The 14374-nt window shown below is 30.4% G+C and carries 14 protein-coding genes; 3 read left to right on the top strand and 11 right to left on the bottom strand.

Annotated elements, in window-relative coordinates; all coding sequences use genetic code 11:
* Positions 1-14: 14 nt before the first annotated feature.
* Positions 15-650: a flavodoxin family protein gene (locus tag CSPA_RS10005; RefSeq protein WP_015392133.1), complete on the bottom strand. Its 636-nt coding sequence runs from the start codon at positions 648-650 to the stop codon at positions 15-17.
* A gap of 282 nt (positions 651-932) precedes the next feature.
* Here CSPA_RS10005 and CSPA_RS10000 point away from each other — a divergent pair, with 282 nt between their 5' ends.
* Entirely contained in the window at positions 933-1274 is a 342-nt protein-coding gene (locus CSPA_RS10000; RefSeq protein ID WP_015392132.1) for a winged helix-turn-helix transcriptional regulator, read from the top strand.
* 293 nt (positions 1275-1567) lie between these two features.
* Here CSPA_RS10000 and CSPA_RS09995 read toward each other — a convergent pair whose 3' ends face one another.
* From CSPA_RS09995 to CSPA_RS09975, 5 genes are all read right to left on the bottom strand, one after another.
* On the bottom strand, positions 1568-2590 hold the full coding sequence (locus tag CSPA_RS09995; RefSeq protein ID WP_015392131.1) for an alpha-hydroxy-acid oxidizing protein: 1023 nt from the start codon (positions 2588-2590) through the stop codon (positions 1568-1570).
* 425 nt (positions 2591-3015) lie between these two features.
* Positions 3016-3381, bottom strand: coding sequence for a DUF1453 domain-containing protein (locus CSPA_RS09990; RefSeq protein ID WP_242838583.1), 366 nt, complete (start codon positions 3379-3381; stop codon positions 3016-3018).
* 198 nt (positions 3382-3579) lie between these two features.
* A complete protein-coding gene (locus tag CSPA_RS09985; RefSeq protein WP_015392129.1) occupies positions 3580-4155 on the bottom strand; it encodes a methyltransferase family protein in 576 nt (191 codons plus the stop codon).
* The gene (locus tag CSPA_RS09980; protein WP_015392128.1) at positions 4148-4606 is read right to left on the bottom strand and encodes a MarR family transcriptional regulator; all 459 of its coding nucleotides are present in this window, start codon (positions 4604-4606) and stop codon (positions 4148-4150) included. Before CSPA_RS09980 ends, CSPA_RS09985 begins: the two co-directional genes overlap by 8 nt.
* Before the next feature lie 1003 nt (positions 4607-5609).
* Positions 5610-6008, bottom strand: coding sequence for a MerR family transcriptional regulator (locus tag CSPA_RS09975; protein ID WP_015392127.1), 399 nt, complete (start codon positions 6006-6008; stop codon positions 5610-5612).
* A 698-nt stretch (positions 6009-6706) separates the two neighbouring features.
* On the opposite strand from CSPA_RS09975, the gene CSPA_RS09970 reads away from it, so the two are divergent.
* Complete coding sequence (locus tag CSPA_RS09970) at positions 6707-7690, top strand: oxidoreductase (protein ID WP_015392126.1); 984 nt, start codon at positions 6707-6709, stop codon at positions 7688-7690.
* Positions 7691-8044: 354 nt separating this feature from the next.
* Here CSPA_RS09970 and CSPA_RS09965 read toward each other — a convergent pair whose 3' ends face one another.
* The gene (locus tag CSPA_RS09965) at positions 8045-9070 is read right to left on the bottom strand and encodes an SDR family oxidoreductase (RefSeq protein ID WP_015392125.1); all 1026 of its coding nucleotides are present in this window, start codon (positions 9068-9070) and stop codon (positions 8045-8047) included.
* Positions 9071-9186: 116 nt separating this feature from the next.
* Between CSPA_RS09965 and CSPA_RS09960 the strand changes: the two genes are divergently transcribed.
* Complete coding sequence (locus CSPA_RS09960; protein WP_015392124.1) at positions 9187-9708, top strand: TetR/AcrR family transcriptional regulator; 522 nt, start codon at positions 9187-9189, stop codon at positions 9706-9708.
* Between the two features lie 698 nt (positions 9709-10406).
* Here the strand turns inward: CSPA_RS09960 and CSPA_RS09955 are convergent.
* From CSPA_RS09955 to CSPA_RS09940, 4 genes are all read right to left on the bottom strand, one after another.
* A complete protein-coding gene (locus CSPA_RS09955; RefSeq protein WP_015392123.1) occupies positions 10407-10988 on the bottom strand; it encodes a TetR/AcrR family transcriptional regulator in 582 nt (193 codons plus the stop codon).
* A gap of 39 nt (positions 10989-11027) precedes the next feature.
* Positions 11028-11798, bottom strand: coding sequence for an NAD(P)H-dependent oxidoreductase (locus CSPA_RS09950; RefSeq protein WP_015392122.1), 771 nt, complete (start codon positions 11796-11798; stop codon positions 11028-11030).
* 374 nt (positions 11799-12172) lie between these two features.
* Positions 12173-12652 carry a hypothetical protein gene (locus CSPA_RS09945; RefSeq protein ID WP_241393453.1) on the bottom strand — a complete coding sequence of 160 codons (480 nt, stop codon included), beginning with the start codon at positions 12650-12652 and terminating at the stop codon, positions 12173-12175.
* A 252-nt stretch (positions 12653-12904) separates the two neighbouring features.
* Complete coding sequence (locus tag CSPA_RS09940; RefSeq protein ID WP_015392120.1) at positions 12905-14104, bottom strand: macrolide family glycosyltransferase; 1200 nt, start codon at positions 14102-14104, stop codon at positions 12905-12907.
* Positions 14105-14374 lie beyond the last annotated feature (270 nt).

The raw sequence follows: 14374 nt of genomic DNA, 5'->3' as shown, positions 1-14374 counted from the left end.
TTATTCCTAAATAATTATCTTATAAAGTTTGTAAATATTTTATCTTCTCTTTCGTTTTCTTCTACGTTATTTTTTCCTGAATTAACAAGCTTCATTAACCATGCCATATTTTTTCCTAGAACACTCATAATCTGCATTCCTTCTTCATCTTGCAATGCTTCTCCTGGTTTTGCACCATGAACTACATTCCAATAATTTGATGATGGCATTAACATTTCTGAATAATTAATGTAATTATTTAATTGTTCAAATGTTGGAACCCCACCAGATCTCCTAACTGCAACTACACTAGCCCCTACCTTATGCCTAAGCATTCCATTATTCACAGATGTAACATAAAATGCCCTATCTAAAAATGATTTCATAGTTCCTGCTATAGCTGAATAATGTACAGGAGAACCTAAAATAATCCCATCTGCTTCTTTCATTTTTTGAATCCAATCATTAACTTCATCATTCTGAAATACACATCTTTCGTTCATATTTCTACCACATCCACCGCAGCCCATGCAGCCACGGATTACTTTATTTCCAACATGAACAATTTCTACTTCAATGTTTTCCTTTTCTAACTCTTTTGCTACAGCCTTTATTGCCTCAAAGGTATTTCCATTATTTTTAGGACTTCCATTAAAAGCTACTACTTTCATATATTTACCTCCATATATAACCTATTTTTTTAATATGTGCTTATTATATAGTTAAATAATTTTAGTAACAAGTACGTACTTTTTTGTTAGACTACTTACTTTTAAGTAAGATTTATTATAATATCTAAACTCTAATGAAAAATAAAATTTTGGTTTATAATTGTATAGGTTTATTTTATTCTAAAAATTTGTTATTATAAAAGCACTCAATATATGGCTATAACTCTAATATATATTTAATACAGTCCTGTTAAACATAAAAGATTAAAGGTAGGTAAGAAAATGATACAGTATAATGGCAAACACTACATATGTTTATTAGATTTTGCAATGGATTTTATCAGAGGTAAATGGAAGGCAGTCTTATTATGCCATTTATATGATAAACCTAGAAGATTTCTAGAGCTTCAACGAATAACTAACGGAATAAGTCAGAAGGTATTAAATGAAAAACTTAAGGAATTAGAGACTGAAGACTTAGTTAATAAGCAAATATATGCTGAAATTCCGCCGAAAGTTGAATATTACCTTACTGAAAAAGGAAGAGACCTTACAAAAATCATTAAAGAAATTGAGACTTGGTCTATTAAATATTATTCTCATCTAGATAGTGGCTGCAAATAATCTTGTAAAATAAAAAAGCATAGTACTAACTAGACATAATGCGCATTAACCGATATAAATAGCAAAAAGCTTACCATATTAATTTTTATATGGTAAGCTTTTTTTACTGACTTTACTTTCTAGAATATTAATACAAAGAGCCATGCATAAATTAAGATATTATTTTTCAATTTTGCATGGTTATATTCATATTAAATTAGCAAATATTCGTTTTGCAATATCCCTGCCCCGTGTTTAGCGACTTCCTTACATTATCATGTCAAATTAACAAGTATTCGTTTTTCATCAGTTCCTTACCAAGGAATTGAAATCATATCACGAGTAATTTCATCCAGACTATGTGCCCCGCACATTGTCATGGTTTCCATTAATTCACTTCCAATTTTATCAACATATGTTTGAATACCTTCCTCTTCTCCACCATATAGTGCTGTTACAAATGTCCTAGCAATTAAAACACCATCAGCTCCTATAGCAAGTGCTTTAAAGACATCTACACCACTACGAATGCCACCATCAACAAAGATTTTCATATCAGTACCTACAACATCAACAATATCTTTTAACACTTCAGCTGTTGATAAACATTGATCTAAGACTCTTCCTCCATGATTAGATACAACAATGGCACTTGCACCAGCTTGTTTAGCTTTTAAGGCTCCTTGAACAGTCATAATTCCTTTAACAATAAATGGCTTATCACAAGCTTCTATGATTTCTTTTAATTCTTTTACAGATTTACTTCCCGCAGGAGGTGTCATATTTTTCAAAAAAGGTAATCCTGCTGCATCAATATCCATAGCAATAGCAACGGCATTTGATGCTTTAACATATTTCATTTTTTCTAAAATAGTTTCGTAGTTCCAAGGTTTAATAGTTGGTATACCTAGTCCATTTTCTTTTTTGATCGCTTCAGTTGCTGCTTTCATTACTTCTGGATTCGTCCCATCACCAGTAAATGCTAGTATACCATTTTTTGCACAAGAGGAAACTAGAATATCATTATAAGACATATCATCATATTTATCACCATAATGAAGATTCACTGCTCCAACTGGTCCAGCAAAAATTGGGTATTTAAATTTTTGATTAAATAATTGAACACTTGTATCAACTGGTTTATTTTCTACCAAAGTATCCATATTAATTCTTATTTCTTTCCATTTATCATAGTTTCTCATGGCTACATCACCAATTCCTTTAGCACCAGGTCCTGGAATTTTGTTCTTACAAGTTCTTCCATTACATTCATGACAAGCTTTACAACAATCTCCTATACATGTCCTTGCTTTTTCTAATATTTCACTGTATAACATTGTGATTCTCCTTTACTCTTTAATAATTTCATTTGATGAAAAATGTGTACTCTCTAATTTTTTAGACTGCTTAATTTTATAATCTAAATTCTTTTGATAATTTAATTTAAAATAACAAGAATAGATATAAGCCCTCCTCTTTAAAACGATTATAGAACATTTTGGAGCAGTGTTCCATTTTTTTGTAATCATTTTAAAGCATATTTAAGGTAATAATTTAATTACTTAAATAGTATCATGCATTTTAAACATGCAGTTAGTACATAAATGTTTATGTATCATTTTTTCCGCATACTATCCATAATCATACATGCTCTCATACTTTATTTGTAATACATTTTATATTCCTTAGTAATTTTCCTAATACTCTTTGGAGTAAGATAAGATTTATATTTTGTAAAATATTAATGCAAAAACGTTGAAAACTATTTAGCATTACCTGAAAATTGAAAATATTTATATGACAGCCATATACTTCTTCCTATCATAGAAGCACATCCAAATATAAGAATTCCTACACTTATAAAGCTTGTTATATCTCCACCAACATATTTAAGAAACCATTTCATGAAAATAAGGATAATATACACTCCAAGACTTAAATATGACTCACTGTAATAAACTTCATCTTTAGATTCATCCTTACTGTATTTTAATGTTCTTCCACGAATTATTCCTACTCCTAATCCAATAATTGAAAAAATTATTATTAGCAGAATTTCTTTCAATGTAAAATTCAATGTTTTTGCGTAATCCTCAATAAGCATTAGTATAAATAATATAGGTAACAACCATAGATTAGGAAACTTAATTCGTTTATTCTTTCCATTAATTATCCTAAAAAATTTTAATATGATAATGATCAATATAATATAAGTCATAGATACACCTTTCACCTCAAAATTTCATTTTTACTCTCAAGTTTTCAATTTTTTTAGTAACTATAATAACATCAATTAATTCAACACCTTGTCATTAACAATATAGTTTTAAAATATAAAAGGAATTAATGCCCATGATTCTTCTATATATTTTTTATATTCTTCCCCAAATTCCATTATTAAAAATTTCTGTTCCCTACTTATTTTTATAATATAAACAAGTAAAATCATAAAGAAGCCTATAAGGGAAGCTAGGTTTCCAAATGTAATAAAAGTCCCTAAAAATCCAAATACCACTCCTGTATAAATAGGATTCCTTATGTACTTATATGGGCCACTACGAACTAGCCTTTGCCCTTCAACTTTTTGAATCGCCCCACTCCAATTTCTTCCTAATTCTATTCTAGCCCATATTGCAAACAAAAGAGATAATACTAAAATTGTAAGCCCTGTATATTCCACATATTCATAATTAGGTATTATCTTATTTTCCAAAAATGTATTTTTAAATTGAAAGAAAGTAATAACATAAGCAATAACCACAAACATGACATGAAGCACTCTCTGCATACTTCTTTGACCACTTGCTTCTTTTTTTACTTTTGATCTAGTTTTTATAGCTGCCAATACCCAATATCCCCAAAATAAACCCCAAATTAAACTTATCATAGTAATGTTACTCATAAGCTCTCCTCCTTATATCAGAAAATGTATCTTCAACTATTAAATTCACATCATCTAGAAACCTTAATATAATAGCTTTTTCTTCATCATTATATTGCTCTATAATAGCTTTTTTCTTATTATATGATTTATCATGAATTTTTTTATGAATTTCACACACATTCATTCCTAGTTCAGTAAAATTGTAATACACTTCTTTATTATTTCCTTCTTTTTGATACTTCGAAACATAACCTTCATTTAATAACTTTCTACACATTTTGGTTATAGCACCTGTTGTCATACTTAATTCTTGTGCTAATTTTGTTATGTTAGCATCCTCAATATATTCTATAGCGGCAATGCAATGAATTTGTGAAAAGTTAAGTTTATCCTTAACATTTGGTACACTTATTTCATTCTTTTCTTGTATTTTCTTTAGTGATAATATAATCTCATTAACAATATCCATCTCAACTTCTCCTCTTACTATTTCTTCCTTGGAAGTAATATTATAATATTATTTCTTCCGTGTCAATATTTTTTTCTTCTGTCTCTATTAATTCACACAAAATTATTAAAGGTTCTTGTATCATGTTCTTATTTGCAGATAGTTCCGTATTGCAGCATAGCTGCTTTTTTTAAGATTCTCATATAAATGATCTTATTTGCAGCATAGCTGCTTTTTTTAAGGTTCCTCATATAAATGATTTTATATGCAGCATAGCTGCCTTTATTAAGGTCCTCATATAATGATCTTATTTGCAGCATAGCTGCTTTTTTTTAAGGCCTCATATAATGATCTTATTTGCAGCATAGCTGCTTTTTTTTAAGGTGTATATTTTTTTATATTTATAGATATCCAAATTAATAATCAAACTTATAAATGTAATATATATGTATTATTGAGAAATTATAATCGTAACACTACACTAGAAATCAGAGACATTTTTCTGGAAGCAGGCATGTGAAATTGAGCTGATGATGGTTATTAATGGGGGCTTGTTTCATTTACAGCTTGTCCAGATTTTACATCTGGAACACGCTGAAATGGAGACAAGCCGCCATTTAGAACCTTCCAGCGAAAATTTCACTAGTCCTGTGGAAGATAAATGTATTTGATTTCGGTAATTGTTGCATAAGTCTAATTCTCGCTTTGGATATCTATAGTAGATTTATTAACAAAAAAATAGTAGTCCCTAGCGCAACTTAGAGAACTACTAACTTTTAAATAATAAATAAACACATATTTTGTTCATGTTTATCTTTTATATTTATTCTACCTAAAACTTACTCTTTATTCTTTATTTATTTTATGTTTCTCCGTATCAGTAGCAAGTGACAACCATTATTAAAATATAATCCACATTTCTTTGAATATCCTACCTATTGTTATTTTTTAATTACTTTTCACTCTTATAATATAGCCTTTCTTAAAATCATAATCTTGCCTTGATTCATTAATCTAAAATAGATTATTTCTTTTTTTCAGTAATTATCTTTTTTAATTCATCTTTGGAGATTTTCTCATCGTAATAGTCTAACTTCATATCTACGAGTTCAAGAAGATCAGTATATTTTTTTATCTCTTCATTAATTATTTCTTTTTGCTTACACATAATCTTACGTCTCTCTTCTAATGTATCTTTTCCATTAGTGCAAAGCTCAACATAATTTTTTATATATGAAATAGACATTCCTGTAGCTTTCATACAGCTCACAATTTGAAGCCATCCTAAATCAACATCTGTGTAAACCCTCCTACCATTATCTTTACGTTGTACAGATGGTATCAAGCCTTCTCTTTCATAATATCTTAATGTATAAGGTGTTATATTAAATTTTTCTGCTACTTCTTTTATTGATAAATTCATACCCGTACCTCTCTAAATAACAATCTATAATATTAACTAATACTTTTGTTACTATTATAAAGGTTACAATACTTATTATTCAATATTATACGATATTTTTGAAATAGTTTGAAATCGTTAAGTGAAAAGTTAAATTCGTGATTTAGATAAGGCATTGAAAATGCAACACTAAATTCAAATTTAGATGATAAAATAAGTTAGCTAAATGCCAAATAATGCAGTTATTTTATCATTATAAGCATATTTGGGCATCAGAAATAGGTAGCCGAACTTTCTGTGCAAGACTAAATTCCGCCTACCTTATTATTTGCAATACTAAATTCTTGAACTTAGTATTCTGCTATAAGATATGATATAAATAACACAACGGCAATAGAATGTCAATGGTAAGACGAACAGCAGAACTGCATATACGGTTCTTTTCAATATTTCTATTTAGATAATTAGGAAATAGTTAAGCCACTACCAGGATCAATCATCTCAAATGTATGATAAAAATAGTTCAACTAGATTTATGTGCAAGACTAACTTCTTGTAAGATGAATTTACTATTGCAATCATGAAGTTACTTTTTCATTTTAGCAAATAGTTTGAAATTCCCTATTGACTTACACTGCACTCTAAGAAATATACTAAATATAACGCTAGCGAGCTAAATTTATTTTAAAAATATGCCATGCATAAAAAAGGAGAAAGATATGAAACATACTATTCAATCACCAATAAATTCAGGATATGGTTTTTCTACAACTGCAAAAGAAGTTATAGAAAATCTTAATTTACAAGGTAAGATAGCAATTGTTACTGGAGGTTATTCGGGAATCGGATTGGAAACTGCTAAAGTTTTAGCCGAAGCTGGCGCCACAGTTATAGTACCAGCAAGAAATATTGAGAAAGCACAGAAAGCCATAGATGGAATTAAAAATATAGAGCTAGGAACTTTAGATCTTATGGACTCTGATTCTATAAATAGTTTTGCAGAGAAATTTATAGCTTCCGGAAGGCCCATTAACATCTTAGTAAATAGTGCTGGAATCATGACTCCACCTTTAATGAGAGATAATAGAGGGTATGAATCTCAATTTGCTACAAATCATTTAGGACACTTTCAATTAACAGCAAGACTTTGGCCTGCTTTAAAAAAAGCTGGTAGTGCTAGGGTTATTGCAGTTTCATCAAGAGCTCAACGTCTTGGAGGTGTTAATTTTGAAGATCCTAATTTTCAAAAAACAGAATATGATAAATGGAAAGCCTATGCCCAATCAAAATCTGCCAATATACTTTTTGCTGTTGAGCTTGATAGATTAGGTAAGGAATATGGAGTAAGAGCTTTTGCAGTTCACCCAGGGTTAATTCCAACTACAGACCTTGGTAGATTTTCTCTTGACGGAAAAGTTACTACACAAGAGCTTAAGAATAAAGATAAAAAAACTGCTGATAAGCAACCTGTAAATGAATTTAAAAACATTGAGCAAGGTGCAGCCACACCAGTATGGTGCGCAACCAGCCCTTTACTAAATGAGATGGGTGGTGTATATTGTGAGGATTGCGATATCTCCGAGGCTGTTACAGCTGATAGCTTAAAGGAAAATGGGGTACGTCCTTGGGCCATAGATACAGATTTAGCTAGGAGATTGTGGCAACTTAGCGAAGAACTTACTGGTATTAAGTTTAATATTTAGCTTAACCAGAATAATAGGGAAGGTAAATTAACCTTCCCTATTATTCTGGACTTTATTTTATTTATGATACTGCATAAAACATAGTTGTATATCTTAAAGTCAGTCATATAAATGATTTTTGACAATGTCTACGTGATTTACAATATGGTTCACCGTATCAGTAGCAAGTGATGTTCTTATATATTTTTCTATAAAAGGTTTTAGCTTTTCATATAACTCAATCCTTGAGTAACCATTACTGTTGCAGTTACTATTCCTTGTATCGCTGTCAAGTGTGATTTTTAACTAAGTGAATGCAACTCAAAAACTTAATGATCGCCTGCTATATAGAGACGCTTAATATAATTTTAATATCTATTTATCGATTAGTCCAAGTTCAATCATACTTTTTGCAGTTGCCACGATTGCTTCTTCTGCTGTTCTTGGCTGCCAGCCAAGTAACTTTTTAGCTTTTGCATTGCTACAAGCTGTGTTTTGTCCTAAAAATGTTGCTGGCATACGCAAATCCTTTTTAAAAATTGCCATAAATTTAATTATAAAATCCGGCAGTACCTTAGTCGATACTTTCTTTGCTTTACTTCCTAAGTATTTCTTTAAAATTTTCGCTTCTTCTTTATATGTAAGATTTTCACCCGTAGTAGCAATAAATCGCTCTCCCGCTGCTTCTGGAGATGTCATCGCAAGAACATGTAATTCCGCAACATCTCGAACATCAACATAATCAAATCCAATATTTAAAAGAAATGGCATATCTCCTCTGAGCATCGCACGAATAATCTGATTAGAGTGAGAATAATCCTGTCCAAGTACAGGTCCCATGACCGCCACAGGATTAACAGCAGAAAGTTCCATATTCTCTCTCTTTGCAAATTCCCAAGCCGCAAGCTCTGCCATAGTTTTTGAACGTTGGTATGCATCGATATTGCTTGACAAATCTGTCCAATCCTCTTCTGTGAAAATCTCCTGATGAAATTTATGGACTGCAATCACTGCCCCTGAAGCAGAAGTTAGAACCACACGTTTAACACCTGCCTCTTTCGCTGCCTTCATCACTCTCAATGTACCATCAACAGCCATTTTCACCATTTCATCACCATCATCTGGACGTGTGGCTGGTGTTGGTGATGCTACATGAATAACATAATTTGCATCAGTCACCGCCTTCATCCAGTTTGTATCACTTGTCAAATCTGTCTGTATAAACTCCAGATTTTCAAAATCAACTGCTCCACCTTTTGCAAGCATTGATTTAACCTCATCCTGACGTGACAATGTGCGAAGTGTTGTACGAACTCGATATCCCAGTTTCAAAAGCTTTAATATTATGTGTACGGCAATGAAGCCACTTCCGCCTGTTACTAAAACTAACTCTTTTTCCATAATTAATTCCTCCTAACTAATGTTTCACTTGTAACCTCTGTTCCATTAGCATATACTATTATCAAGGTGAAATCAACACATAAACGATCATATGTGACAGTAAGGGAGGTATTGTAATGGCAGCAACAAATCACTCGCAAGCCATCAAAAAAGATACAAAGGATTTTATAACAACAGCCATGCTGCAGTTGCTTGCAACAGAAAAATTGTCGGAATTAACAGTTTCACAAGTTTGTAAACGGGCAGGGGTAAGCCGTATGGCTTTTTACCGAAATTTTAACGATCTCGAACAGATTTTGTATGAGTATTACCAGCCAAAGATTGCAGCTGTATTTTATACGATTCATCAGAATCCATCCTTCTCTGATAAATTTGATATCCAATTAAAGTTTTTCAGCACCTTTAGTGATGATTTACTTTCATCTGTTGACCGTGGATATGAACCAATAATTCAGCAGATTTTCATAGAAGAAATAAACAAATTTTATGCTCCTGATAGTGGTGAATACTGGACAACTTTCATGTCAGCAGGCGTTTATGCTGTTTGGCGAAAATGGTTTCTAAGTGGGCAGCAAAAACCGCTCCAAGAAATAATGGAATTTTTTAAGCAATTTGATACATTAAAAAGGACTTTCTAAGATTTCTGCATTTATCACTTGCCACTCAAAATTATTAATTATTGAGCAAATGGCTTTTAGTGCTCAATCTTTTCATCAGATATAAAGGCAGCTTTATAAACAAAATTTCCTTCGCCAAGCTATGCAATATTTAATATGGTTATCATAAAAAGAAGGAGGATACCTCCTTATTGGGTTGTTTCTCCTTCTGCCCTATTATTCAAATCTCATTTACTTATGATACTTTTCCCCTCACAGATCCGTACGTGCCCAATTAAGGCATACGGCTCTTTATGTTATTTTACAGAACTTGCTATATATATATATTTACATTAATTTTGGGCTTAGGTAACGGATTATATTTCATATACATCTTGAACTTATCCAAATCAAAACTTTGCCTTTGGCTTCTGCGGTTCAACCACTTGAAAAGTGCTTTCTTTATTTCTAGGCAGAATTGACCTATCATATATGAATTATCTGTAATTCCGTAATATTGATAATGTCCCTTAAGCTTTTGTTTTGTTAATTTATTAAATTTATTCAACCTACTAACTAACTGTCAACGCTTAAAATAGATAGTTACCTATTTATCTCCATAACTCGCTACCGAATGATTTGACTTAATCTTTTCAGAATGGGTTTCCACCATTTAAATTACACAACCTTAATGTTTAAATTAAGAATAAAACTTCTTTTAATGAATCTTAGTCATATCCCTATTGGTTGCAATCAATCAAACCTTTAATTATAAATTCAGCTAAGTAATCTAAAATTTGTGGAAAATATTGAATCCCAATTTCGTCCTTATGGGTATCTATATTTATCACTGCAGTAAAAATAGCCATAATAATTTCACAATCGATATCATTTCGCATTTTCCCTTCAACCTGCCATTTTTTTATTAACTCTGCAAAACTGTTATATACGAAATTAACATATTTTATTCCGTTCTCCTCATTGTAATGTTGCTCTATTTTACTAAAGACATCTCTGTTATACCATTCTCTAAGTATTGGATTTGAGTTTATGCCACTAATGTTCATAAACATTAATTCTTTAATTACTTTTAAGGGATCACCATTCAGATCTATAGATTCCAAAATACTTTTTTTAAGTTTTACATTTTCTTCTAAAAAAATCTCCATGAAAAGCTTCTCTTTCGAGGAATAGTAGTTATAAAACGTACCTACCCCTATTCCAGCCTTTTTTGTAATATCAGACACATTTATATCTTTAAATCCTTTGGAACTGAATAGCTCTCTCCCATAATTAAATATAACTTCTTTTTTATCGTTCAATTAACCAACCTCCATTTTTCTATTAATAACAATTATACCCTATCTATGCTTAGCCATCCATCCCCCTAAGAAATCGAAAAATTTACCTGCAATATTTTTGAATAATCCTAAAGAGACATCATAATAATAATCAGATTCAAACCATCCTTTTTCTTTAAAATAAATATAATCCCGGTACGTCTCATTCAAAATATTCATAATACTTGTACGGGATATCCGAAACATCATCAATCTGAAAATAGAAGGAGTTGGCGACGTTTGACGCATAAGTTCCTTATAAAATCTTGTGGATGCTTTTTTGACTTCCTGTGTTATTTTTTTCTGTTGACGCATTGTTATAGGTTTTAATGTATTCAAGCAGCATCCTTTTGTTACGTGAAACCCTAAGTTTTCTCCAATATTCCCCAAATACTTTACGATAGAGGCTCCTCCGAATATACCTTGAGTAACAATAGTTGTAAAAGTCTTACCAAAAAATTGAGGTCGGTGAAAAACAAAAGCTAGTCGATCCAAAAAGTTCTTCAATGGTGCAGTTACATGAAATGAATAATTGGGAGTGGCAAAAATAACTCCATCTGAATTATTCATCTTCTCAATAAGTAAATTCCTATCATCCTTCAAAGGACAATTTTCTTCTCCCTTTTCAAAACATACCTTACAGCCATTACAATATTTGAGGTGATAGTCTTTTAAAAAAACATACTCAAAGTCAATATCTGTATATGACTTTAAATTTTTTTCGAATTCCTGAACTGCTTGGTAAGTTGCCTGCTTTTGTGAAGTACCCATAAACACAGTAACCTTTTTCATTTGATACCCTCCTCATGTTTACAAATAGAAAGCTTTTATTCGTTGGTATTACTTTATAATATAAGAATAAATTTTTTGTATTATAGTTGATGATACAGATGACAATACTACCTCTAAATAAAAGATGTTTTCGATAATTAATAGCAATATGAATGAATAAAAATATATTCATTCATATTGTAGCATGTATATTTTGACTAGTCCATTCTTATTTTTGTCTTGGCATGGTTTTTGTGGAAAATGTTGTCTATGAAATTATTATATTCACAGGATTTATCATCAACATTCTTCTTGAAACAACAAAAGAAGGAGAACCTCCTCTCTCTGGACTTGGTTCTCCTCCGTTACTTAGATACATTAGTAAGTTATCATTTTTAAAGGAAACTCGACTCGTATACACTCGCTGAGTATAAAACTGTTGTTTCTTTAGGATAAATAATTCCTGCAACATTCTCTTCATAGTTGGTAGAATTTAATTCCCCCTTGTATAAACGAATTGAATTAATATCTTTCCCATTTATAATTGAAGTAAAATCACTTTCTCTCAGTGTAGAAGTTTGTTTTATTCCTAAATCTATTAGCTGATTATTAGAGTTCCCCCACAATAATTTTTGTTTATCTCTTGATAACATTCCGGTAGAATCAAATAAACTTAAAGCTGTTCCTGTACCATCTAAAGTTGCATCTTGTGATTTAGGATAAAGGCTAAATCCTCCTTGATCTTGTACATAGAAATTTTGAAATCTATTTATTATAAGCTCCTCCATTAATTTCTTTGCGTTGCTCTTATTTTCAACTGAAGCATCTTTCCATAAATAATTTGTAAGTAATTCTATTCCTTGATACCTTAACATAGATGATGTCATTAGTATTAATTTCCATTTTTTGCCTCCTTCCAAAAAAAAAAAAAAATAACAACGTTATTACCAATAAGACACAAGTATATATAAAAAGGTTCGGTTTATTTATGATAATATATTAAATTTTAACAGTTAAATTATACATGATTTTAACCCGGATTGCAGTTTAACTTTCTTACTTGGTCAGAAAGATATAACTATATACAAAAAATAAAGGGTACAGGATTACTCCCATACCCGTATATATCATAATTCTTTTTTTCTTTTTAACTTAAAAATTTCTTCAACTGCCTTTTTATAACCACCAGCTCTTTTAAAAGAACTGCTTATCTTTTTTATATTTTCAAGATAACTCGGTTCAGTTAGAACCTTCTCAACAGAATTTCTTAAAATTTCTGGAGTAAGATTATCCTTATCAAGAGAAATAGTTGCCCCTAACTCTTCGGCTCTTTTTGCCATATATGGTTGATCTGCACCAATAGGTATTGCTACAAAAGGTATATTATTATACAATAAGTCACTCGTACTATTCATTCCTGCATGAGTTATTGCTACATTTGTATACTTTAAAACCTCTGATTGAGGAACATAATTTCTTACAATAAAGTTATGAGGTATATCAAATTGAGATAAGTCCACATTGTATGCTGCCATAACAACAATATTATCAGTATTAGCAAATGTTTTAAAAAAGATATCATAGAGATTACTATCCGTATTATTAAACACTGTACCCAGTGAAATATAAACAACTCTCTTTCCTTCTAATTTTTCAAAAGGAAAATCCAAGTTTTCTTTTCTATCATATATTGGTGGACCAATAAATTTAAAACTCTCATCATAATATTCTGGATGTGCAACAAAATATTTAGAAGTATATGCAATATTTATATCACCCTTGTTAAAAAATAATTCAAAAATGTTATGAGGCATTTCAACATTATAAAATTCTTTTAATTGTTTTGAAACATTTTTGTAAGTATCTATAGCTGGATGACTCCTTATTAACTTTTCATCTGCTAATTCTTTGTGTTGATACATCAATTCTTTAGGGGTAGCAAACACTGCAAAAGAAGAAACAGAAGGTATTCTTAGTATTTGAGCAATGGCATTTCCAAAAGGAAACATAGCTGTATAGATAATATAATCAAATTTTCTATCCTTAATTTGATCTAGAATGTCTTTTATAATTTTATCGTTTAATTTAAGTATTTCATTTATATAATCGAGAATTTTATCTATCCCCATATTGTCAGACGTATTATGTTTTTTTGCTTCTACCCTATAACTTTTAAATTCAGCACCTGTTTTTTCAATTTTTTCTCTAAAATCCTCTGAGCAAAAATAAGTAATCTCCTCTCCTTGTTTTATTAATTCATTTACTAATCCTAATGTAGGATTAACATGACCATGAGCAGAAATACTTAAAAAAAGAACTTTTGACATAACTCAACTTCACTTCCATTTATCAGTTTGTATATATTTTACCATTATGGCATTTTATGTCAATTGCAGAATACGTATACACTTAAAATTAATATATAAACCTATAACTACTGTGAAAAATACAAAATTATTATTATAATACCATTTATTAAAAAAATAAAGGTAGACCAAGCAATTCTACTCAATCTACCTCTAATCTGTGTTTTCTAAATTTTAACGAGTTGTTTTATCATTAATATATTATCATAATATTTCAAAAAAATCCATATT

The sequence above is a fragment of the Clostridium saccharoperbutylacetonicum N1-4(HMT) genome (assembly GCF_000340885.1).
GTDB classification, from domain to species: Bacteria; Bacillota; Clostridia; order Clostridiales; family Clostridiaceae; genus Clostridium; species Clostridium saccharoperbutylacetonicum.
The sequence above is the reverse complement of the archived record's forward strand: the minus strand, read 5'-3'. Positions and strand labels throughout refer to the sequence as shown.